Raw genomic sequence first — 22,968 nt, forward strand, 5'->3', positions numbered from 1 at the left:
CTTTCTTCTACTATTAAGGATTCACTTGTCTTTTTCCTGCTTTTATGATGAGAAAATGAGGATTTTTTGTTAAATATTCGTACCGGTCAGCCGTTATTTGCTCCATTTCTTTTATCGGCAGCGGCTCAATCAGGTTTTTCAGATCAAAATACTGAAGCGTCTGTTGAACAATTTCCTGCAGAGACCTTCTATAAAAGGATACTTCGACCGTTTTTCCACCCTTGGTCCATACATCATGTAGGAGTTTCTTTTCAAAATAATTCTCTTCTTTCATTTGGATGAAGTCCATAAAAGGATGGTGGGTTGAATATAAAAAGATCCCGCCAGGCTTTAGGATTCTCTCTACTTCACTCATTATATCGTTCCAATCTTTAAGATAATGAAGTGTCAGCGAACTGACCACAACATCAAAAGAATTGTCTTCAAAAGGTAACGGCTGTGAAAGATCATGTTGAAAAAAAGAAGCACGCTCTTTTAAACGATATTTTGCCGCCTTAATCATTTTACTGCTGATATCAATACCTGTTACAGACGCGCCTCTATTGACAAGCTGCTCAGCATACCATCCCGCAGAACAGCCAGCATCAAGCACGTTAAGCCCTTCTAAATCATCCGGAAGCTCCTTCATCATGGCTGGTCTTTCATAATGGGTGTTAAAAGGACTTGCATGGTCCATTTCCTGATCATAAGCCTTTGCAAGCTGGTCAAAAGATTCTTCTGGCGTATTTGTCATGTAAATCACCTCGATTAACATTTACATCCATTATATCTGAAAACAAATTTATCTATAAAGAATACTTTCGACCCCCAAAATATTTTCCACCTGTTCGAATCATGTAGAAACAAATCGGCCGGTTTGTCACAAACATATAACAATATTGTAATATTTAAAATTTTCTATATTTGTTATTATGTTCTATATACTATACATACAGGAGGTACTACATGAAATTTAAAAAAGCTTTATTTACTACATCCATTGCCGGTGCTTTAGCATTTGGCGCAATCTCTCCTACACTTGCTCACGATGCCATTGACGGCAGTGGGGCAGTGAAAGGAGAACGCGGCGTTTTCTCAAATGATGAAATTCAAAACCTGAGCGATGCCTACTTAAGTGGATCCAAGAACGTTTCTTCTTTGACTGAAGCCGCAGCAGTACAAATAAAAGAGCTTAACGGCGTACAAAACAATACTGCTGATGTTTATGCTCACAAAGGCTACGCATACCTCGGAACACATACAGCTAATGGCGGAAATGGCGGCGTACGCGTTTTTGATCTTAAGGACCCGAATAACCCTGAAGAAGTTGCTGTATTCGGTCACGATGATGTGCCGGGAACATGGCAGGAAAAAGTCATTGTAAAGAGTGTAAACACACCTGAATTTAAAGGAGATCTTGCCGTTGTCAGTGTGCAGCAGCGTAACCGCAACCGTGAAGACACATCAGGCGGCTTCCTGCTTTATGATGTAACGGATCCTACTAATCCTGAAAAACTCGGGTTCTGGGAAGTTTATGACCGCACTGCAGGTACTCACGAACTTTACCTTTCTGCGAAAAACGGAAAAGCTTACGTTTACACTGCAAATCCATACGCTGATTACTACAGCCACGGCGAACAGCGTGACTTCCAGATCGTTGATGTTACAGACCCTAAAAACCCTGAAACAGTATGGCAGTTCGATCCAAGAACCCTTCCTGAAGTATCCGAGGACTTTGATGGATACAACTGGGCTTCTCCGGACGGCAAAACACGGCCTGTATTCAACCATTCTGTCGTAACAGATGATAACGGCGATTACGCGTTTGTTTCTATGTGGGACCTTGGCACAATCATCTTTGACGTAAAAGATCCTGAAAACCCGAAATACCTTGGCCGCACTGACTTTGCATCTGAACAGCAGGGTTCTGCCCACTCAGCAACACTTGCCAAAGGCGGTAACATTCTGATTGAGACACGCGAAGTGTATAACCCGACGAAACCGGGCTATGAAGAGTCATACGGCTATACGCGAATTTTTGATATCAAAGATAAAACAAATCCAAAACTGTTAAGCGAATTTAAAACCGACCTGACAGACAATGTTGAAGACGGCGTAACATTCGGAAATACTGTTCATGATCCAAAAGTTCACGGTAACACCCTTTACCTGAGCCACTATGCAGGCGGTGTCTACATGGTTGACATCTCAAACCCTGCAGAACCTAAACAAATCGGTCAGTATAAACCTGACCAGGCAGACGTATGGGGCGTCTTCGTTGACCGCAACTACGTACTTGCCTCTGATATGGGCCAGGGACTTAAGGTATTGACGCGTGGAAAAGGCGGAGCACCAAATACAGATAACTAATATGAATAAAAACAGCTGAGACAATTTATGTGTCTCAGCTGTTTTTATTGAAAAAGCTATGTGAGATGAATGTTGAACGTCAGGGACTTTTTTAATGACAGAAAGCGTTCATGAGCGGGGAACCTTTAAGATTTCCTTCACTACTGTCACTTATTCCTTCTTTTGAGTTTTTAATACCATCTTTCTGGGAAATAATTCAGTCGTTTAAAAAATGTATTCCCTCATCAAGGCTTAAGTCCGGCTTATTCCCTTCTTTCAACGAACGGATTCTATCACTCTAATACCAGAATTCCATCACTTTAGGAGAAGATTCCTTCAATTTGATTCCCCCGCTGCACGCGCACCCAAGCATCAGGCTCACCTATCGTACTTTTCCGGATCCATTTACTCAAACCACCTTCAGATCAAGACGGTTTCGCCACAATCTCCCTCTCCATCTGTTCAAAAATCGCCTCTACACCCTGCCACCAATTCGGATCCTCTGCGTATTTCCGGTTAATCCACTGGATCGGGTTGGCATCTTGCGGCCTGCCGTCACTTAAATTCACAACCGTCCTGGCAGCAATTTCAGAAGACTCCTCAATATTCGTATTAAAATCCTCCCAGCTATGAAACACGTTAAATGGATTATTCGCAATTTCTTCTGCATTTTCATGCGATCTTGGAACAAATGCCTGCTCCTGACCTGTAATCGCAAAAAGCAGCAGAGGGTGAATATTAAAGTCATGAGCAGCCTGAAAAATCGCATCCACATTCCGGTCGTCCGCTAAAATCGAGCCCCTTTCACCCAGCCAGACCTGCACAGCTTCCTTTTCAACAAACGTAAATTTCAGATGTTCCGGAAGTTCATTAACAGGCCCGTTGTAAACCTCTACATTCTGAACAGGTGGAGGAACGGCCTCCGCAAGTGTACGTTCAGGTTCAGACTTGTCCGTCCAGTCAACGGTCAGAATAAGCACGACTGCCAATCCTGAGATCAATATTCCCGACAGAGCAGGTATGAACCTCTTCCTGTTCATTGGTTTCATTTCGTTCCCGGTCACGTTAACAGGAGGGTAAAATACGTCCATCAGCTTTTTCGCCTCATCCTCAGATAAAAAACCCGTACTCCAGTTCATCATTTCTTCGGGATCTGCATACGATGCCCCTTCTTCTGCGAGATCAAACCGTGTAATGATCATATTCCCTGAAGACAGCAAATGCTCAAACAGCCTTTGCCTTGCTGCTTTCTTCCGCTCTTCCTCTCCGTTTGGAAGAGAACGCTCAATCATTTTATGTAAGGTGTCTGCCAAAATCGCTGCCCGTTTCTTGGACGTGGCCTCAGGGTACTTTTTCAAAATGAATTTCTGAGCATGACCTACTTTTTCCCTGGAAAGCACAACGTCCTCTTTTAGTTTTTCAGTCACCATTTAATCTCACCGCTCTATGTCTTTTTTATCATTTTACCACAGGACAATCTGATCACTTCATCAATTTTAGGTAAATATTGTTTCGAAAAACAGATGATATAAAGTCGGATCTCAAAAAATACTTATAAAAGTGAGCAGGAAAATCAAGCTCCTTTTCCTGCTTTTAAACGAATGAAAAAGAACCCGCAATTATGCAGGCTCTTTTTTCATAACTTTATAGATGAATGGTGCCAGGCACATAATACCGAGCAGGGCAAAACCAGCCGTTAATGAGTAAGCAGAAGATACATAACCAAAGCCGGTACCAACTCCCACCAGCACCACGTTAAACGCCAGGGATTGAAAAGACTCAAGCGTGGCTCTCATCCTGTCATCTGCTTTTTCATGCAGTGCACCCAACACTAGCGGTTCAGTCATACCTGAAGCAAGCAGAAGAACAATTAACCCTGCAGCACCGGCCCAATTCACAAAAAAAGCAGAAAACACAAGTGCTAAAGCGCCGGTTAAGACTATAAAGTGAAGCAGGTTCTCACGGCCAAAGCGCTGCCGTAAACGGGAAGCCAGAAGCCCTCCCGGAATTTGAACGAGAAGTACCACTCCATAAAACAACCCAAAAAAGGATAGCTCAATGCCGGCATCTCTCAAATACAGTTGCCAGAATTCCTCTGTAAATCCTGCGGCGAGTCCCGTCATAATACCAAGGATCAGCAAATAAACCAATCCAGGATGCTGCCTGAAAAACTCCACAGACTGACGAACCTGCTCCATGATCGAAACTGGCTCTTCATGCTCAGGCACACTTCGATCGGACAAAAATAAAGACATGATAAAAGCGATACTAATACTCAATATGGAAATCAGATAGTTCAACTCAAAAGAATACTGCTCCGCCAGCAAACTTCCTGACAAAGCGGCAATCATCAGCGACACAATCCTGACTGCCTGGATCCTGCCTAAATGCCAGTCGAATCGATGCTCCTGTCTGATTGAAGCAAGAGAATCGTACAGTAATGCATTTTCAGCACCACTCAACAAAGCACCTCCAGCAGCCGAAAAGGCGATCGCCACAGCAAACTGCCAAAACGAGTCCGCTGACAGCAGAATCACAAACATGATACCCTCGAGAAAAATCCCCAGCACGATGACCGGCTTCTTCCCAATCCGGTCAGCCACAAGTCCAGCCGGCACCTCCAATGTAAGCATCACTGCACCAAAAATAATCTCTGTCAGCACAACATCCAGCACACTCATCCCGCGCATTTCCCAGAAAAGACGTTCAATCACATAAGCCGGGATCAGCGCAAAAAAGAAGCTGATACTATATAACAACCAAATATTCCGTTTTAAATTCACCGTTCCTCCACCTCTCTCTTTTTAATCAGTAAAGAGAGCACAGGTGGAGGTTCACGGGCATTCGATTAACAAGGAGGACGTGCAAAACGGTTCATACGAATCCACTCCTTTTTTTCTTTTATTATACAATTTATTGAAAGAAAAGAGGAGCAACAGCCGCCAAAACAAAAAGTAAAATTGAAATACCTATGAATTGATAAAAACCTTTTCTCGACAGGTTACCTTTTTTAGTGTTCTTTTTCGTTACAACAGATAAAATGGCAAAACCAACGAGAAAAATCACCGGAAAGAACCATTCCACTTTAATCTCCACCTTTCATCAATAACGTTTAGACAGCACAACCCAGGACAGAAACACTGTCGACAGCATCAGCGCTATAAGGATATACAAAACAGTCGTTGCTTCAAGCATCAGAAGGTCCAGTTCAAATAATAAGATAAAAAGATTTATATATCCCAGACTGATAAAAAAACTGAAATACATCCCTTTAGAGCGAATCATCTTCATCCTCTCATCCCTCTGTTTAAACTGAGGCTGAAGGTAACTTAATGAAAAACACATCACTGCAATCGCAAATGATAAATATGTAAAAGGGACCGGCGGCTGTTCAGCAATAAGTGCGACCGCTAAAAATAGCAATCCGAAAAACACTTGAACAATACCAATAATTAAAAACAACTTCGGGTTATAATCCTTCAATCCTGCTCCTCCTCATCTGTGTATATAAACAAATCTTCAATCGTCACTTCAAATAATCGGGCTAACTGAAAGGCCAGCGGTAAAGATGGGGAGTAACGATTTTTTTCAATTGAAATGATGGTTTGTCTTGAAACTCCCAGCATCTCCGCCAATCTGTCCTGTGATAACGAACGCTTTTTCCTGAATTCCGCCAACCTGTTTTCCAATTACACTTCACCTCCTGAATGACGTCTAAAGTGAGATCTCACAACCGGGACCTTTTACACTAAACTGGCAAATGTCATAGATAAGCTGACAAAATTCCTAAATGAACTCATAAATCTGATTGACAACCTGACGAATTCTCATGCTAACCTCACGAATTCCCGCATCAACCTCACGTTCCATATAAATCAGGATCCCGCTGCTCAATCCCTTACATCACATAGGACTAAGGATACTAAACTCACATAACCGCCGCGGAACCTCACAAATCCTCACATCAAACTTACGAATTTCGCTTCAAGCTCACAAACAATTACCCTAACCTTACAAATTCCAGCCTCGGCCTTATCCTCTGATCTCTATTCTAATGTAAAGTTCCCTTTACGTAAAGGAAACTTTACACAAAAGACTAAAAAAACACCGCCAACTCAGTCAGCGGTGTCTCTCTCAATTATTCACTCTCATAAGGTCTTGTTGTCTGCGTAGCCAACGTGTCCCAGAATGAGATGTCTGCATCAGCAATCGATCCATCTGAGATCGCCCGGACGGTTGCATCAAGCGTTGTGATGGTTTGTTTAATTAAATAACCGTTACTCTTCTGCCCTAATACATAGGAATCATAGAAATGATCAGACATGCCTCTCATTTCAAACAACAGCGTAGAAATGCCATACTCTACAGCGATGCCGTTCCGGCTGATCGTCTCAGCTGACCCTCCGTTGTACTTGCCGAGATGCCCCCAGCCAGTGGAGTCAACAGCGTCAAACACAACTGCGCCAAGCTGCTTTGATTTCAGCAAAACATCTTCATCCACATTTGGTGTCGTTGGATAAAGAATTGAACCTGAAACGAGTTTGCCATCCCTTTCACTCTGTGCACCCTGGTGGTGAAGATCAATCATATAGTCTATATCATATTTCTGCATGACATTTTCGTGAAGCGCTTTTGTTTCCGGCTGGATTTTATCTACGTGATCACGGTTTAAATCAACCTCAACTGCATTATAACGAGTCAGGTTGCGGTCTCCACTCGCTATGTAATCATCCAGCGAAAAATCGACGTCTCCCATCGCACCATCCGGATTCAGCATCGGAACGATCAGAATATTAACTCCGTCCAGCACGCCCTTCATTTTACCGGTTCCCATATGTTTGATGAATTCGAGTGCCCCTTCTGTTGTCAGCTGCTCATTACCATGCTGCTGAGTCAGGAATAGGATCGTCGGGTTTTCCGGATTTTTTATGTATTTTGCTACGTATAGATCCCGGCCCTTTACAGACTGGCCGATTACTTCCACTTCCAGATCAGCCTGCTTCGCGTCCTGAGTCTTCAGGAATTCAGCCATTTCGGAGTATGTGTGAAGAATAGATGTATTGATGGTTTCATTCCCACCATAGCCTGGTCCCTCACCGACCGCCTGTGCCTGCGGTGTTGTAAAAGCCGTTCCACTAAATGCTAAAGCTCCTGCTACGGATAATGCAATCATCTGTTTTTTCATCATCTGCCTCCTCGTCATTTATTACCTTTTCAGCATATCAAACGACGAGGAAGCGCTTCCATAGGTTACCAGACACATTTTAGACACATATAAACCTTCGATTATGGAAATAAATTCATAAAAATAAGGAATTAGATGGTTATTTAGGAGGTCTAAGGGTTTCTCCTTCTAATTTTGAAATCTTTCTTCTCGTCACAATCAACCCCACATATCCAGCCAGAAAAGCCGGAATAAAGCTGATCCACAGGTAAAGCCATTCGTTCGTCAGGATCGAGATCAGCAAGAAGAATATTGGCATGCCAAGCAGGACACTCCACGACACGATACGGGCAAGACGGATATTTTCGCTCATCATAATTCCTCCCATCCTCATTCTCTTTTCCATACTATTCTTCCAGCCCCTGCTTATTTCCTGCTACACTGTAAATGAAAGGAATGATTAATATGAACATTGAACGTTTGCACTCCATTTCACCTGACGCAATGGACCTCCTGCTGTTGGCAGATCCATCAGAAGAAGTCATCCACAGCTATGTACATAGAGGTTTTTGTTATGCAGCTTATCTTAATGAATCATTAACTGGCATTTATGTCTTGCTGCCAACGCGACCCCAGACAATCGAACTCGTCAACATTGCTGTAGATGACAAATGCCAGGGGCAAGGTATCGGAAAGAAGCTCGTTTTACATGCCATTGAAGAGTCACGGAAGCTTCACTATCACACAATTGAAATCGGAACGGGTAACTCCAGCCTGCCTCAGTTAGGTCTTTATCAGAAGTGCGGGTTCAGGATCACAGGTATTGATCACGATTTCTTCACTCGTCACTATTCAGAGCCTATTTTTGAAAATGGCATCCAGTGCAGGGATATGATCAGGCTGTCGATGGACTTATAAATGCATTGACAGCCTTTAGCGAGCGGAATAGTCCGTATGTCACAACCTGGTGAAACAAGTGCAAGAACTTTGGAACCTGCTCAATAATATTGCGAAACTCATCCAACATACTCTGAACCATCCGGTAAAGCCTGCGAACCTCGACTGAAATCCTGCGAACCCCTTCCTTGCCCCCCACAAAAAAAAGAACGCTGAGCATCAGCGTCCTCTAAACTATCAGTGCATTTTTCGAAGCTGATCCTCAGCCATTTTACCAGCCATCGGCAAATGGTAACGTTCACCCTGATAGGCTTTTACCATAAGCAGAATCCATAATACGAGTGCGATCGGACCAAGCAGCAGTGTCAGAATCCATCCGATAATGGGAATGAAGCCTGCAATAAGACTGATGACGAAAATAGCGCCGAACACAATGGTGGACTGCATGGCGTGAAAACGGATGTACTGATTTTCCTTTTCTACAAGAAGAAGTACGATGCCACTGACAAATCCGAATAAGTAAGCCAGTAATCCTCCTGTGTTTTCCTGCAGACCGGTGGATGATTTTTTCATGCCTGTACCTGGATTGCCCTGTACCACAGCTTTCCCTCCTTTTATTTTGGGCTCAGGATGAACGTCGCGGCAAAAATAACTAAATATTCTGTAAATTAATTATAAGCCGTTCGACAAAACTCGTCAATCTGCATTTCAGACCAGCACATTCACACGCTTGTAAAAAGATTTGTTTGGGTATACTCGAAAAGAGTGGAGGTGACGGGATGGCAACTCGTTGGATTTTTGGCAGTCAGTTAAATCATCAGCTGCCAATTGTGAAAGATGCCGATCAGGACAAGGATGTCTTTTTATTTGTGGAAGCCCATTCACGCTCCACCTGGCAGTCTTATCATAAACAGAAGCTGATACTCATCTTCTCGGCTATGCGTCATTTTGCAGAAGAGCTGAAAGAAAAAGGGTATACAGTTGATTACCGTGAAGCAGATTCGTTTCAGGATGCCTGGGAAAACCACCGGGATGAATATAAACCTGAACAAATTTATTACACGGCACACACTGATTACCGGATGAAAAAGGCGATGGAAAAGTGGCAGGAGTCTCTGCCTGAAAATATAGAAGTAACCGTGCTTTCTGATCAGCCTCTCTTTCTTTTAACGGCTGAAGAAGCACAGCAGGAGCTTAAAGGTGACGGCCCATGGAAGATGGATCCGTTTTATAGAAAACTGAGGAAGCGTTACAGCGTTCTGGTTGAGGATGACAAGCCGGTGGGCGGAAAATGGTCGTTTGATCAGGACAACAGAAAATCGGCAAAGTCAGGCACTTCATTCCCAAAAGAAAAGTCTTTCCGGCCTGACGACATCACAAAAGAGGTCATGAAAAAAGTCGCTGAATTATTCGGTGACAACCCCGGAGATCTCGAACCATTCAGGTGGCCGGTGACAAGGAAAGAGGCACTTCAGGCATTAAATCACTTTTGCAAAGAACGCGTTGAGACGTTTGGTACCTATCAGGATGCGATGCTGATTGATAACCCGTATATGTCTCATTCTTTATTGTCTTCATCTGTCAACATTGGGCTGATCACACCTCTTGAGGTCATTGAAAAAGCAGAGGACGCCTATTCAAACGGCGCACCGCTCAATTCTGTTGAAGGGTTTATCCGTCAGATCCTTGGCTGGAGGGAATATATAAGGGCTGTTTATCTGAAAACGATGCCGGGTTACAAAAAAGTGAATGAATTGAATCATCAGGTAGATTTGCCGTCGTTTTTCTGGGATGGACAGTCCAACATGACATGCATGGAGCAATCATTAAAGCCAGTCGTAACCTCAGGATATAATCACCATATACAACGCTTGATGGTACTCGGTAATTTCGCCAATCTGTTTGGCATCTCACCACAGCAGACAGCTGACTGGTTTAACGAAATGTATATTGATGCCTATGACTGGGTAGTGTTGCCGAATGTGCTAGGGATGGCGCTATATGCGGACGGAGGCAAGCTCTCTACGAAGCCGTATGTGTCGTCAGGTAAATACATTCACAAAATGAGTGATTACTGCACATCCTGTCAATACAATGTCAATCATCAGCTTGAAGACGATGCCTGTCCATTTAACGCGCTGTACTGGAACTTTCTCGACCGTCACGCTGAAAAGCTGAGCCGTAATCCAAGAATGGGTTTGATCTACAGTCAGTGGAGTAAAAAAGAAGAGTCAAAGAAAAATGATATTCGTAAAAAGGCAGCTGCTTTAAAACAGGAGCTTGCGAATGGACGATTCCATGAAAAAAAGGAGTGACCCTGCACGGCCGCTCCTCATGATTCATTTTCTAAGCATGTACAAAAAATCAACGAAACGTGAGGCCACCGGGAAGATCGCCTCTTCCTGGTTTTCATACACCTGATCTCTTGAGACATAAATAATCTGCGGTTCTTCCAGCCTGCCCCGGTCAAAATAAAAACACAGCCAGTCCCCATCCACAGTTTCTGCAAAAGGATACATACCCTCCTGCAGTTCTTCGGCAAGGGCTGTTTCATGCATTGAGAACAGATTAACAGCCTCTGTTTCAATGGCGGGATAAAACTGTGCGATCGGCACGGAGGTATCATCCTGATAAAAATATAGCGCGCTGTGCTCTACAATTTCAGGATAACTGTTGACATACTCAGGCGGGAGGGTAATATTCAGCTTTCTTTCAATGTCACTCACCAACGATGAACCCCCCTCGGTTCAGTTTCACCAGACGGCCTGATAACGGTTAAAGAGTTAACGTCTATTTAAACGGGGCGGATCATATTCTATACCTGTTTTTGTGTTCGTTCAAACGAAGATTTCAGAAATTTTACAAATTATTCATGATTACTTCAACGTTTCACGATCCGTAACCGTTGTTAAATGATCAATCAGATTGTAATCTCCAATCGCCCACTTTTGATCTTTAAAATGAAAATGGGAAATACCCGCATTTTCAAGCCGTGTTTTTCCGGAACCGATCTCACCTTCTGATAAGATCGAGAGAATCGCGTTAATCACCGCGCCATGCGCCACGAGAATGACCCGCTTATCCGGATAATGTTCCGTGATGTGTTTGAGTCCTTTTTTCAATCTGTCATGAAAAACTTCAACCGTTTCCTCATTCGGATATTTCCGCTCAGGGAATGTATTTGCCCGCTCATCCTGCGTCATTCCCTCTGCATCACCAAATGTACGCTCGATAAATTCCTCAATTTCAATGACCGGCAACTGAACTTCTTGTGCAATCAGATCTGCTGTTTCACGCGCTCTGCTTAATGGGCTGGATAAGATTACATCCCATTGGTCCTTTTTCAGATGAGCGGCTGTGATCCGCGCCTGCCGTCTTCCTTTTTCATTGAGCGGGATATCCGTCTGGCCCTGCAGTCTGCGCTCTGCATTCCAGTCCGTTTCACCATGTCTGATCATACATAAAATCGTCATGTCAAATGCCCCCTATTTCTTCTGTACACGTATTTTAGCACGTTTTAAAAACAGGGTTCACGACAGACTCTTTCGAAACGAATAACTTACGCGGCTGAAATCCATTTTCTGTTCATAAAACCGGTGGGCATCCGTTCGCTGAACTCCTGATTCTAAGGCGATACAATGCGCACCACGCTGCTGACCCCAGTTTTCCAGGTACGTTAAAAGCTTTTCACCATATCCTTTCGAGCGGTGACGGTCTGCCGTGACCAGATCATAAACAAATACATGTTTATTCAGGTACAGGTTCGTTTTAATTGCCACTCCAGCAAGACTGGTCAGCTCACCGTCATCATAACAGCCAAAAAGCTGATAATCCTCATGCTGCATTTGCTGAACGAGTTCGATGAATTCCTCTTCTGATAAATGTGTGCGAAGCTCTTTCATTACTGGGTACGCTTCTTTTAACTCTTCTACTGTAGATAACTCTTTCATGTGCATCATGGTAATACTCCTTTATGCTACGGCATTGAATGCTGAATTCCCTCAATGACTAAAGAGAGAAACACGAGCGCCAGCATCCCTCCGGTTGATATAAATAACATTGTTTTTTGCATAGGATGCTTGATCCCTCTCAGTTCTTGTCTGTAAAGGATGGCAAAATACAGGACACCACCAATGGTTGCTGATCCCCAAACGATCATTCCCGGCAAGGTAACCAGCCATTCCCACTGAGTCAGCCAGATCAGAAAAATAATAATATGTACGATCACTAAAAACCCCGTACTAAAAACTTTCACGACTTCCTCTCCTTTTAAAATCCGGGCTTAATTCACTCCAGACGTCAAAGCGATTTCCATCCGGATCTTCAAATACAACATTTCTCCCTGCATGACCTCTGTTTTCGACATGGCCGACTGTAACCCCTTTTTTCAGCAATAAGTCTCTGAACTCCTCCAGCCGCTTAAGTCCGTCTACTTCAAAGGTCATCGCAAAACGGTTGTGACCTTGATAATCCTTAAAATTCAAAGTTTCACCCGGCAGGCTTTTAACAAGAAAAAAACTCTGGTCCGCCAGATCCACAATGGCTTTCTCTTCATCCTCATGATTGATCGTGGCACCAAGTATCTCCTCATACCAGACGGCTGCGTTTCGAACATGTTGCACTGGTAGATAAATCGTTCCGACCCGTTTTAACAACGACATGACAATCCCTCCTGATAAATTGATAGTATCACTTAATGACAATACTAGTAAGCTGCATTTCCCAATTTCAGGTGGTGGAGAGTGATGGAATTTTGTTACGTTATGAGGGGAATGTTATCCCGGTATGAAGGAATTCACCTGTCGAAATAAAGGAAAAATGACCGCTCTCAGGGCTAGTGAAGGAATCATTTTCCTGAACGATCGAATACATTTTTCAAACGAAGGAAATCATTTTTCAAAAGCCTTAATCCCACTCACCAATGATGGAATTCCACCCCGCTACCATTTACAGCCCAGCCACAACAAAAAAGCACCGGAACCACGCCCCGGCACTTCTCACACTTATTTCACAAGAACATCCTGTAAATGCTGATGCTGATCAATCGTCTTTTTCGCAAACGGGCAAAGTGGCACAATCATTTTCCCCTGCTCCCTTGCATGCTGTACCACACGTTCCACCAGTTGAAGACCCATACCCTGTCCTCTTAAATCATCAGAAACAAATGTATGATCTATAATAAAGCGCTGGTCGCCTGCAGGTACAAACGTAATTTCAGCGGAAGGTTGAGACTCTTCTCCAACATAAAACTTATTCACTGTCTGCTTAATTTCCATCACATCACCCACTCCATTCAGGATTTCTTTGCATGGCTTAAATCACAGAACGGTTTGTTCCCCGATAGCCCACAGCTGCATAATGAAGCTCTTGTGCAATGAATCGTTTCATCACCGTGACGAATCGTCAAATCTCCCCGGACAAAATATACGCCGTCCGGCTGAACTTCTACAACCGCATGATCCAGTGGCTGCTCGTTCTGTCCACCATCTTTTCGAACATACTCCAGCGCACCACTTGGACATTGCTCGACTGTATAAGCGACATCAGAGGCCTGTGCCTGATCGGGTTCTACCCACGGCCGTTTTTTCGTATCAAAAACAGTTGGAAGATTCTTCACACATCTGCCTGCATGAATACACCGTTCCGGATAAAAACGAACATCAATTTCCTCACCTGTATAAAGCTTACCTTCACTTGCCATATGAATTCCTCCTTTTGAAGAGCGTTCCATCGACTGAGTGACAAAAGAGGTTCTTAACATGATTTTACATCTTTCGCGCACAATAGGCGATTTTTAGTTCATATTGTTATGCTGCTTCTATGAGTGAAGGCTTCCCGTCCGCAATCAAAGTAAGCACTCCCAGAAGATTGAAAATTGACCCTTATTCAGATTGCATGATAGCTTGAAACAAAGAGGAAATATCAGCATTTCTTTTTTGTTCTGACATCCAAAGGAGATGACCTCAAATGGCTGAAAAAGTAATGGTAATTGTGGGCGCCGGTCCCGGTATCGGCCTGAGTACAGCTAAAAAATTCGGTCAAGAAGGGTATGCGATTGCCCTTGTTGCCAGAAATGAAGATAAACTGCTTGAATATGTGGATGAGCTGGAAGAACTGGACATTGAAGCAGAGGCGTTTCATGCCAATGCTCATTCAAATGAAAGCCTGAAAACGGCCATTCATTATGCAAAAGAAGTGTTCGGCCGCATTGATATCTTAATGTACAATGCTTACACCTTCCGTCAGGGTCCTCCGTCTGAGCTGGATCCGAACGACCTGGCTGCTGACCTTCAGGTAGATGCTGTCGGTGCGTTAACAAGTGTCCAGGCTGCCCTGCCACATTTAGAAGAGGGCAGCACCATCCTTCTGACAGGTGGCGTTCTGGGTGTTAAACCGATGAAAAACTTCGCTTCCGTCTCTGTTGGAAAAGCAGCGATGCGGATTCTTGCGATGACCCTTCATCAGGAACTTAAGGCAAAGGGAATTTATGTAGGGACGTTGACGATTAATGGTTTTGTAAAAAAAGATACACACTTTTCACCAGATAACATTGCGGAGCGCATCTATGAAATGGCGCAAAAACGTGATGGCGTGGAGTGGAATTTTGACCGGGAATAAATAAACAAAAGCTGACCGCTACAGATTAGCGATCAGCTTTTTTGTACACATAGACATTGGTTACGTGATATTGATTTCAAACTGATTGGCCTGGACGCAACTGTTAATAAGTTTCGATTTGCCGTTGATCGAACGTCTATAACTGTTGATAGAAACCTTTTTATGTTGATAACTTAACAAATCCACCCGAATCTGTTAATAAGATGTTGTTTTCTGTTGAAAGACATGAATTAACCGTTCATCGCATGACCATTTATGTGGATAGAATACGCTTTTATGTGGATATCATCCTGCATAGAGCCAGGACGTTTAAATCCCTTTCCGCATCACAATTCTCTTCTCATTCACCTCATAGCCCTGCCTCTTATAAAAACGCTCTGCCCCACTGTTATCAGCCGTTAATAAAAAGATGGAGACGATCCCCTGTTTCTTTAATTCCTTTTCTAAATGCTGAAGCATACCTGCTCCAAGCCCCTGCCCCTGAAAATCCGGATGAATACAGAATTCAGCCAGGTAATAGGCCGGTCCCTGATAAGAATGACGGGCATTTCCTGCAATAAGACCTGCTGGCTCCTCTTTTTCAAATACGATAAACCCCGTAAATCGCGGCGTTTCAGAAATCTCTTTCAGCCGCTGTTCAGCATCCTCTAAAGACCAGTCCTCGTACCACGGATCCCCTGTGAAAACATCACAATATACTTGCGCAGCCTGCCGGACATTTTCAGCCGTAATCGGTTTATATGAAGTCAAAACAGCACCTCCCTATGCGAACTAGTTATAATTACTATTTCTCTAACCGCCACAAAAATTCCTTTTAGTAAATAAAAAAGCCCTCCATCAATAAACTGGACGGCTTGCATATATGTATTATGAACGGAAACTGTCTTTGGTAAATGCGATGATCTCCGTTACGGCATCTGTGATGGTTGCAATTTTTTGCTGCAGCTCGATTTGAGGGTTCGCAAACACGAATAAATCCTCTTCCGGTGCATAGCTGACAAGAAGCATCACTCCCTGCCCTGCGTTAAACGATTGTGTGATGCCACTTTCTTTATACTGTTTCATTGTTTCTAATATTGTCCGAACGTTGGCTTCGTTCATCATCCATTCTCCTCTGCAAATGTTTTGAATTCGAGATATGCACCTGCAGATAAGTATAACTTCCCAAAATTCCCTTTACTATTTTCGATGTGTTTTCCGATGTTTAACAGCTGATTATTCAAAAAGACGTACCTTTAACTCCTTTCCAAGTCCGAATACGAGCATGGCATACAATTGGCCTCTGTGATGAGTCAGATGCACAAGAATTTCAAGCAACCATTCAAAACGGCTGTAGGTGACACCCCAATAAGCAGTTTTACGCTCAGATAACTGCGTTTCTGTAAATGATAAATAAACAGTTCGCACTTTATCAATAGTGACTGTCAGTTTTTCCATTGATCGATTCAGCCCGTGAACCTCATGCTGTTGATAAAAATCGTTCATTCCTTGCAGGTTTGTCTCCTCTGCAATCCTCAGATCAGCAGCAGGAAGAACCGCGATGTGTTCAATAAGCTCTCCAACTGAAAATTTATCCGGATGCGGCCGGTACACCCATTCTTCCTCTGAGATCTGCTTCATGATTTGCAGCAATGAGTCTTTCATTACGTCTATCTGGTGCAACACTTCTTCTACCTTCATTCTTCCTCCCCGTCAAACAGTGATAAAGACAGCTGCTCCGAGGATGCCTTGCGATCCCTGCGGCTGCCGTGCTTCTTTAATTTTTCAGCTGCGGTTTTCTTCGACTCAGCTGAATTTTTCACACCCCATAATACGGCTCTTGCATACCGGTTCGCTTCATCAACATTCACGATCGGCGCTGGATAATCCAGCTCATCAAAGCGATCCCATTTCCACGGTTCATGTATATATTCATTCGGAACACCCCTCAGTTCAGGAATAAACCGGCGGATAAACGCACCCTTTGGATCGTGGTCAAACCCCTGTTTGACAGGGTGATAAATCCGGATTGTATTAAAGCCTGTAGACGCTGACTGCATCTGAACCTGACTGTAATGGATACCGGGCTCATAATCGGTGAATAATTGTGCAAGGTGCTCTGCCGGCTGACGCCAATCCTGCAGAAGCGTATTACAGATAAACGAGACAAGCATCGCACGTGAGCGGAAATTGACCCACCCCGTCTCAAGTAAAGCTCTCATCGCTGCATCAATCATTGGAACGCCTGTGTGACCATTCTTCCATGCAGTAAACCACTCTTCATTCCACTCACTGCGCACCTGATCAAAAGCAGGATTCATCGTTTGAATGGCAATCTCCGGATCATCTTCAAGCCGCTGAATAAAATGACAGTGCCAGTGGAGGCGGGACATAAAGTATTCAAGATGCTGATGCTGCTGATCAGAATCCAGTAATGCCATCACTTTTCGCGTCTTCTGCACAACTGCCCTCATGGACAGATTCCCCCAGGCAAGGTAAGGAGAAATCCGGCTGCATGACACTGCAGACGCCATCGGTTTGGAAATCTGGAACTGATAGCGCTGATATCGTCCATTTAAAAAATCCTTAAAGACCTCAATACCGGTCCGCTCTCCTCCTTTTTGAGAAGCAGCCGGAAGATCGTCTCCCGTTTCAAAAGAATTAAGGCTTTTCAGATCAGGAGTTAAAGCCTCAGGCAGATGCTCCTGCTCTACGCAGTTAATGGATGGGGGAATCGGGTGCACAGGGGCAGACATAAATGACTCCCATTTCTCCTGAAACTGCTCTCGTGATTTCAGCCGGCGAACGACACCAAACTGCGGATACTCATTGAAAACAAGCCCTCTTTTCTTCATCCACTTGTGAACGCGCAAATCCCTTGCGAATGTGTGGGGGGTTCCATGTTCTTCATGAGCATATAGCGTAAAAGGACCAAAGGCTTTAAGACAACTGGCGAGCACTTCCTCCATTTCGCCAATGGCATATGTAAGATAACCACCTTTTTGTATGACCTGTTCTTCGAGATCAGCCAGACTCTCTTTCACAAACTGGAAGTGCCGTGACGACAGCTCGGTCCCCTGCCAGACAGAAGGCTCAGCCACGTACATCAGCACAATCTGCTCCCCGCTCTCAAGTGCGTTGCTTAGGGCTGCATGATCATGCAGACGCAGGTCTCTTTTTAACCAAACAACGTTGACCATGGTATCAGCTCCTGATATTTCATGGTTTTATTGTATCGCACGGACAGGGATGCCCAGCACATCCACAGCGATTAAGACCGCTTCCGCTTCACTTGTTTCGCGCGTTCAATCACCTGTCTCATGTCCTCAACCGGATCCTCCAGAAAATCACCGTGTCCTACCCCAAGCACGTAAGGCTTTAAGGCTGTCAGCTTTTCAGCAGACTTGATGGCCCTGCCGAAATCCCATGTCGCCATCGCCGGAAAAGGAAATGACCGTCGCGTATCACCTGCCACAGCAAGCCCGCCTTTTACCTGAAACGCATCTCCGGCTAAAAGCGTTCGTGAACGTTCATCAAACAAAGCCATATGTCCAGGTGTGTGACCAGGCGAGCTGATGGCAAGAAGAGAGCCAACCTTGTCTCCATCCTTCAGCAGAAAATCAGGCTTTGACTTCAACCCCTTCGGAATCCCGCCCTTCACCTTGCGCGAGCCTTCTCCTGGTTCAAGCGACTTATCACCCTGCCAGAGCTTCAACTCACGTTCAGGCAAAAGAAACTCAACGCCAGGAATGGCTTTCTTTAATTCATCGATCCCGCCGGCATGGTCAGAGTGGGCATGCGTGATAATGATTCGTCTAATCGGCTTTCCGATCTCTGCGGCGGTTTTCAAAATGCCTTTATGACACATTTTCACTCCGGTATCGACGAGTGTCAGGTCTTCTTCCTCTTCGACAAGATACATATTAACGGGGAAAGCACTTGGCAAAAACGAGATCTGGTGTACCATTCCTTTTGTTGTGATTCTCATAAGACGCCTCCTTGGATCATTTTTTTGTTGGTACTATTATACCTTTATTTGAGAGGGGACACCTTCTTTTGGCAACCAAACTGATGAGGAGTCCAATTGGTACAATTCTGCGAAACATCGGCAAAATCTCATGAAACACGGTCTGTATTCTGTGAACCACCAGCTGAATTCTGCGAACATAGACCAACACTTTGCGAAACTCAACCAAAATCCTGCGAACCGCCAGACTCCTCCCCATTAGAAAAACCACAGCCCGAAAGCTGTGGTTTCAAACGACCTCAACGTGCCGTCTCATAATAATCCTTTATCCGAAGATTCATCTCGCTGCTAACCGCAACACCCGAAGCTTTTTCATAGGCTGCTGCCACACCGTATTCACGGATCCATCCCTGGAGCTCAACCGCCTCAGGGTCATCCTGCAGATCAAAATGAAGAGCCGCTGCAATGGTCCGCTCAAGATTGACCGGTTCAATGCCGTTCTTATTCAATTCGACAGCTGGATAGGTTAGACGGTCACCTGCTGACAGCTTACGGAGCGGTGCACGCCCCACGCGGTCAAGTCCGTCTGAGATGTACGGATTTTGATAACGCTCAATGATTTTGCGTACATATTCCTGGTGGTCCTCCTGATCAAAACCAAACTTATCCGTTAAAAATAGACTCGTTTCATGAAGTACCCCTTTTAGCAGATCGACAACACGCTGATCGCCCATCGCTTCTTTTACTGTTTGATAGCCCATTAATAAACCGTTATAGGCGATGGACGCGTGTCCTGTGTTAACCGTTAACAGCTTACGCTCGATAAAAGGGACGAGATCATCAACGAAGATTGCACCCTCAAGGGCTGGATGTTCCCCTCTCAGATCCTTCGTTTCTATCACCCATTCAAAATAGCGCTCTACTTCAATCTTCAGTGGATTATCATGCTTTTGAATCGGCACGATCCGGTCCACTGCTGAATTCGGAAAGCCGCTTTGAGCAAAAACGTGTTCAGCCTCTTTTTTAGATAGATGTTTCTCCACTTCACTTTTCAATTTATCACTGCCGCCAATCATATTTTCACAGGCAATGACATTGATTGCTGCTCCTTCTGGTCGTGCAGCCAGCCCTTTCGCAATCACAGGCGCAATAAAAGGCAGAACGCCAGGCCCGACTGAAGCCGTCACGATCGTGGCATCTGCAACGGCTGCGGCGGCTGCTTCAGAATTTTCCTGACTATTAATTCCGCTGACACCCGTAACGGTAAAAGATTCCTTCGTTTCATCAGCCAGCACGACTTCATACTGACGGTCCTGATTCAGACGGTTGATCAGTTCTGCATTAACATCAATAAAGGTGACATCATAGCCCGATTGCTGTAAAATCGCTCCGATAAAGCCACGCCCGATATTACCCGCACCAAAATGAACAGCCTTCATTATTCAGCCTCCTCAAAAATCGCGATGATCTCCTCTTCCGATTTGGCCTGGATCAGCCGCTCAACGTTTTCTTCCTCCGAGCAGGCGATCGCAATTTTTGATAAGATCTCTAAATGCTCTCCGTCTTTTCCGGCAATGCCGACCACAATGTTTACTTCATTGTCATCAAACATCACACCTTCAGGCAGCTGAAGAACCGAAATGCCTGACTTCTTCACAAGCTTTTTCGAATCCTCCGTGCCGTGCGGGATCGCAATTTTGTTCCCGATATAGGTCGTGGAGATTTCCTCACGCTCAAGCATGCTTGTTATATAATCCGCGTCCACATAGCCCTTTTCAGCAAGGACAGCCCCTGCCTTTTCAATGGCTTCCCTTTTCGTTCCTGCTGATTCGTTCAAGTAAATGTTTTCTTTTTTAAAGATGTCGCTCATGATGTTCCCTCCATTAAATTCTTTGACTTTTCGGTATAAAAATCATGTAAGGTTTTTTGTAAAAACTGAAAAATTTCTTTTTCTGACCCGTTCCGAATCAGACGCATGGTTGACTCTTCTTCTACAAGGCTGCCACTAATCGTGCTCAACACCTCTGCCCCCCGGCTTTCCTGATCCTCAGGTGACACCATCAGAATCAGGCGACTGACAGGCATGAATGCTCCATCCATCCCTTTCAGTTCATAAGGCTCCGGCAGGTCATACAATCTGAAAACCGGCTGCCGAATCATGTCATCACGGCAATGATACAGCGCGAGTCCCGTATCCGGAAGACCCATACCGCCAATGGATTCACGTTCCATCAGGTTCCTGTATACGGATCCTGATTCTTCAATCATCTTTTCCTCAAAAAGCGCGAGATCAATCTTTTTCAGCACGTCTGAAAAGCTTATGCTGCCCTCAATGTGCTCGAGTCTAAACTGTTTCAACACCTGCTCCACCGCATTGGCATATTGATTCATCTGTTTTAAACGATGGAGAAATGGCGTCTCATCACCCGGCTTCTGCTTCAAGGCAGAAGGTTTTTTCATCGGCTTTATGTCATGAATGGTCTTACGGATTTTTTCAGCATCCGATTGGGGAAGCAGCGGATTCACCAGCAGGTAATCCTCCGTGAGTCCACTTAATCCCACTGTTGAAACAATCAGATCAAAGTGACTTTCCTCTAAATGCTTTTCCACTTCACGAATGGAGGACAGCGTAATCGACTTCATTTCATCGAATTCTTTGTGCAGGCGGCTTGCTATCATCTTTGATGTTCCGATTCCGCTTGCACACACAACGAGTACAGACAGATGTCCAGGTTCAGCCTGTCCTTCTAAAGCCGAGCCGAAATGCAGAGCGAGAAAGGCAAGCTCACCATCCGGAAAATCATAGCCCGGAAGCACTTCCGCCACACTTGAGCGAACCGCCTCAAACAGCTCGGGATACTCTCTCTTAATACGGTTTGTCAGTGGATTATAAGTGAAGTTTCTTTCCTTGGCCCGCTGAATCCCCGGTTCAATGTGTGCAATCAGTCCCTCAATTAAATCCGGATCATCCAGCAGGTTCACATTCAGCCGGTCAGAAATGGCCCGGACAAGCTGATGAACCGTCACCGCCAGCTCAGGATTAATGAGCTGGTCCACAAACTGCTCCTGAAAACGCCTTTTGGCCGTTTTCAGGTGAATCGTAATATAACCTGTTTCCTGTTCTTCAATGGTCATATCAAATGCCTGTGATAACGTGCTGATAATCTGATCGGCAATCCTATATTCCGGCAGTGCCTGTAATTCCTCCAGCAGCTGATCATGATGCTCCACTGTTGCTCCTGCACGAATTCTTTGAAGCGACAGACAAATATGCAATAACAATGAAACGTATGCACTATCCGTCAAAGGATACGGCAGCTCCTCAATAAAAGGTTTGATCAGCTGATCAACCTGATCAAACTCTTCGCGGTTAACGATTGTGAACACCTGATGGTCGAGTGTCCGCTGGTTAAACAGTTGACCTCCATGAATCGAATAAATGGAGGAGCTCTCAAGCTCTTCCATCATAAGGTTGGCAAGTGATCTCCTTTTGGCTTTTTCATCTCCCGACAGCTCGATCCCGTAACCTCTTCGCCTGATAATCGACACTGCATAGGGTCTTAGAAACTCCTCAAGCTCATCAAGTGTCTGACTGAGTGCAGCGGTCGGCATCTGGAATTCATTCGCCAGTTCCACCAGCTTCACAACCGTGTTTTGTTTCATTAAATAATGCAGCAGGAGAATTTTTCTTTCCCCTGCATCAAGCTCTGCTGTTGGCACCTGCAGTAAAGCGGACTCAAGCTTGTCAAATCCGTCTGTCGAACCTGTCAGCCTGATGCCTCTTCCTGCCTGCTTGTCCATTCCTAAGTGAAATTGCTGCAGTACATCATCCAGCTTATTCAGTTCACGTTGAACCGTGCGCTGACTGACCTGTAGATGATCTGCAAGCTCACCAAGTGTCGTAAACTGGTGCTGAGCGGTCAGCAGTATATGGAGCATCTTTCTTTCTCGTCCTGTTACGTACACACATCAGCACCTCCTTTTCAGTTATTCTTTTCCCTATTCAATCTTTTTT

At 44.6% G+C, this 22,968-nt stretch carries 28 protein-coding genes; 4 read left to right on the top strand and 24 right to left on the bottom strand.

Translation table 11 applies throughout. From position 1 onward, the window contains the following. Positions 1–13: 13 nt before the first annotated feature. Positions 14–733 (bottom strand): class I SAM-dependent methyltransferase, encoded by a 720-nt coding sequence (locus E2491_RS04585; protein WP_134373406.1) that lies wholly within the window; start codon positions 731–733, stop codon positions 14–16. Between the two features lie 212 nt (positions 734–945). Between E2491_RS04585 and E2491_RS04590 the strand changes: the two genes are divergently transcribed. Continuing rightward, the gene (locus tag E2491_RS04590) at positions 946–2,349 is read left to right on the top strand and encodes an LVIVD repeat-containing protein (protein ID WP_134373408.1); all 1,404 of its coding nucleotides are present in this window, start codon (positions 946–948) and stop codon (positions 2,347–2,349) included. 404 nt (positions 2,350–2,753) lie between these two features. Here E2491_RS04590 and E2491_RS04595 read toward each other — a convergent pair whose 3' ends face one another. The 7 genes from E2491_RS04595 to E2491_RS04620 form a co-directional block, all read right to left on the bottom strand. Continuing rightward, complete coding sequence (locus E2491_RS04595) at positions 2,754–3,758, bottom strand: hypothetical protein (protein ID WP_134373410.1); 1,005 nt, start codon at positions 3,756–3,758, stop codon at positions 2,754–2,756. Between the two features lie 189 nt (positions 3,759–3,947). After that, positions 3,948–5,111, bottom strand: a complete 1,164-nt coding sequence (locus tag E2491_RS04600; RefSeq protein ID WP_134373412.1) for an MFS transporter — start codon at positions 5,109–5,111, stop codon at positions 3,948–3,950. A 130-nt stretch (positions 5,112–5,241) separates the two neighbouring features. Beyond that, positions 5,242–5,412 (bottom strand): hypothetical protein, encoded by a 171-nt coding sequence (locus E2491_RS17440; protein ID WP_166805786.1) that lies wholly within the window; start codon positions 5,410–5,412, stop codon positions 5,242–5,244. A gap of 18 nt (positions 5,413–5,430) precedes the next feature. Next, positions 5,431–5,811, bottom strand: a complete 381-nt coding sequence (locus tag E2491_RS04605) for a permease (protein WP_134373414.1) — start codon at positions 5,809–5,811, stop codon at positions 5,431–5,433. After that, the gene (locus E2491_RS04610; protein ID WP_134373416.1) at positions 5,808–6,017 is read right to left on the bottom strand and encodes a helix-turn-helix transcriptional regulator; all 210 of its coding nucleotides are present in this window, start codon (positions 6,015–6,017) and stop codon (positions 5,808–5,810) included. The genes E2491_RS04605 and E2491_RS04610 overlap by 4 nt, the downstream gene beginning before the upstream one ends. Positions 6,018–6,466: 449 nt before the next feature. Then, a complete protein-coding gene (locus tag E2491_RS04615) occupies positions 6,467–7,513 on the bottom strand; it encodes a M14 family zinc carboxypeptidase (RefSeq protein WP_134373418.1) in 1,047 nt (348 codons plus the stop codon). Positions 7,514–7,652: 139 nt separating this feature from the next. Further along, positions 7,653–7,868 carry a hypothetical protein gene (locus E2491_RS04620; protein ID WP_244093882.1) on the bottom strand — a complete coding sequence of 72 codons (216 nt, stop codon included), beginning with the start codon at positions 7,866–7,868 and terminating at the stop codon, positions 7,653–7,655. 89 nt (positions 7,869–7,957) lie between these two features. On the opposite strand from E2491_RS04620, the gene E2491_RS04625 reads away from it, so the two are divergent. After that, positions 7,958–8,410 carry a GNAT family N-acetyltransferase gene (locus E2491_RS04625; protein ID WP_134373422.1) on the top strand — a complete coding sequence of 151 codons (453 nt, stop codon included), beginning with the start codon at positions 7,958–7,960 and terminating at the stop codon, positions 8,408–8,410. Between the two features lie 216 nt (positions 8,411–8,626). Here E2491_RS04625 and E2491_RS04630 read toward each other — a convergent pair whose 3' ends face one another. Then, on the bottom strand, positions 8,627–8,989 hold the full coding sequence (locus tag E2491_RS04630; RefSeq protein ID WP_244093883.1) for a DUF4870 domain-containing protein: 363 nt from the start codon (positions 8,987–8,989) through the stop codon (positions 8,627–8,629). 179 nt (positions 8,990–9,168) lie between these two features. On the opposite strand from E2491_RS04630, the gene E2491_RS04635 reads away from it, so the two are divergent. Further along, positions 9,169–10,704, top strand: a complete 1,536-nt coding sequence (locus E2491_RS04635) for a cryptochrome/photolyase family protein (RefSeq protein ID WP_134373424.1) — start codon at positions 9,169–9,171, stop codon at positions 10,702–10,704. A 24-nt stretch (positions 10,705–10,728) separates the two neighbouring features. Here the strand turns inward: E2491_RS04635 and E2491_RS04640 are convergent, their stop codons facing one another. The 7 genes from E2491_RS04640 to E2491_RS04670 form a co-directional block, all read right to left on the bottom strand. After that, on the bottom strand, positions 10,729–11,115 hold the full coding sequence (locus E2491_RS04640) for an SMI1/KNR4 family protein (protein ID WP_244093887.1): 387 nt from the start codon (positions 11,113–11,115) through the stop codon (positions 10,729–10,731). A 150-nt stretch (positions 11,116–11,265) separates the two neighbouring features. After that, on the bottom strand, positions 11,266–11,862 hold the full coding sequence (locus tag E2491_RS04645; RefSeq protein WP_134373429.1) for a histidine phosphatase family protein: 597 nt from the start codon (positions 11,860–11,862) through the stop codon (positions 11,266–11,268). 57 nt (positions 11,863–11,919) lie between these two features. Beyond that, positions 11,920–12,348, bottom strand: coding sequence for a GNAT family N-acetyltransferase (locus E2491_RS04650; protein ID WP_371414453.1), 429 nt, complete (start codon positions 12,346–12,348; stop codon positions 11,920–11,922). Positions 12,349–12,365: 17 nt separating this feature from the next. After that, a complete protein-coding gene (locus E2491_RS04655; RefSeq protein ID WP_134373431.1) occupies positions 12,366–12,644 on the bottom strand; it encodes a hypothetical protein in 279 nt (92 codons plus the stop codon). Beyond that, a complete protein-coding gene (locus tag E2491_RS04660; protein ID WP_134373433.1) occupies positions 12,631–13,050 on the bottom strand; it encodes a VOC family protein in 420 nt (139 codons plus the stop codon). The genes E2491_RS04655 and E2491_RS04660 overlap by 14 nt, the downstream gene beginning before the upstream one ends. A gap of 342 nt (positions 13,051–13,392) precedes the next feature. Next, on the bottom strand, positions 13,393–13,665 hold the full coding sequence (locus E2491_RS04665) for a GNAT family N-acetyltransferase (protein ID WP_134373573.1): 273 nt from the start codon (positions 13,663–13,665) through the stop codon (positions 13,393–13,395). Positions 13,666–13,682: 17 nt separating this feature from the next. Beyond that, entirely contained in the window at positions 13,683–14,090 is a 408-nt protein-coding gene (locus E2491_RS04670) for a (4Fe-4S)-binding protein (protein ID WP_134373435.1), read from the bottom strand. 266 nt (positions 14,091–14,356) lie between these two features. On the opposite strand from E2491_RS04670, the gene E2491_RS04675 reads away from it, so the two are divergent. Continuing rightward, positions 14,357–15,007, top strand: a complete 651-nt coding sequence (locus tag E2491_RS04675; RefSeq protein WP_134373437.1) for an SDR family NAD(P)-dependent oxidoreductase — start codon at positions 14,357–14,359, stop codon at positions 15,005–15,007. Between the two features lie 309 nt (positions 15,008–15,316). On the opposite strand, the gene E2491_RS04680 is transcribed toward E2491_RS04675, so the two are convergent. The 8 genes from E2491_RS04680 to E2491_RS04715 all read right to left on the bottom strand — a co-directional run bounded on the left by E2491_RS04680 (position 15,317) and on the right by E2491_RS04715 (position 22,919). Beyond that, positions 15,317–15,757, bottom strand: coding sequence for a GNAT family N-acetyltransferase (locus tag E2491_RS04680; RefSeq protein WP_134373439.1), 441 nt, complete (start codon positions 15,755–15,757; stop codon positions 15,317–15,319). Positions 15,758–15,874: 117 nt separating this feature from the next. Beyond that, entirely contained in the window at positions 15,875–16,111 is a 237-nt protein-coding gene (locus E2491_RS04685) for a hypothetical protein (protein ID WP_166805787.1), read from the bottom strand. 111 nt (positions 16,112–16,222) lie between these two features. Further along, entirely contained in the window at positions 16,223–16,687 is a 465-nt protein-coding gene (locus E2491_RS04690) for a DinB family protein (RefSeq protein ID WP_134373443.1), read from the bottom strand. After that, positions 16,684–18,186 carry an FAD-binding domain-containing protein gene (locus E2491_RS04695; protein ID WP_134373445.1) on the bottom strand — a complete coding sequence of 501 codons (1,503 nt, stop codon included), beginning with the start codon at positions 18,184–18,186 and terminating at the stop codon, positions 16,684–16,686. Before E2491_RS04695 ends, E2491_RS04690 begins: the two co-directional genes overlap by 4 nt. 71 nt (positions 18,187–18,257) lie before the next feature. After that, positions 18,258–18,974 carry an MBL fold metallo-hydrolase gene (locus E2491_RS04700; RefSeq protein ID WP_134373447.1) on the bottom strand — a complete coding sequence of 239 codons (717 nt, stop codon included), beginning with the start codon at positions 18,972–18,974 and terminating at the stop codon, positions 18,258–18,260. 278 nt (positions 18,975–19,252) lie between these two features. Then, positions 19,253–20,392, bottom strand: coding sequence for a mannitol-1-phosphate 5-dehydrogenase (locus E2491_RS04705; RefSeq protein ID WP_134373449.1), 1,140 nt, complete (start codon positions 20,390–20,392; stop codon positions 19,253–19,255). Then, a complete protein-coding gene (locus E2491_RS04710) occupies positions 20,392–20,823 on the bottom strand; it encodes a PTS mannitol transporter subunit IIA (RefSeq protein WP_134373451.1) in 432 nt (143 codons plus the stop codon). Before E2491_RS04710 ends, E2491_RS04705 begins: the two co-directional genes overlap by 1 nt. Next, positions 20,820–22,919, bottom strand: coding sequence for a BglG family transcription antiterminator (locus tag E2491_RS04715; RefSeq protein WP_134373453.1), 2,100 nt, complete (start codon positions 22,917–22,919; stop codon positions 20,820–20,822). Before E2491_RS04715 ends, E2491_RS04710 begins: the two co-directional genes overlap by 4 nt. Positions 22,920–22,968: the final 49 nt, after the last annotated feature.

Source organism: Jeotgalibacillus sp. R-1-5s-1, assembly GCF_004405105.1.
Lineage (GTDB): Bacteria > Bacillota > Bacilli > Bacillales > Jeotgalibacillaceae > Jeotgalibacillus.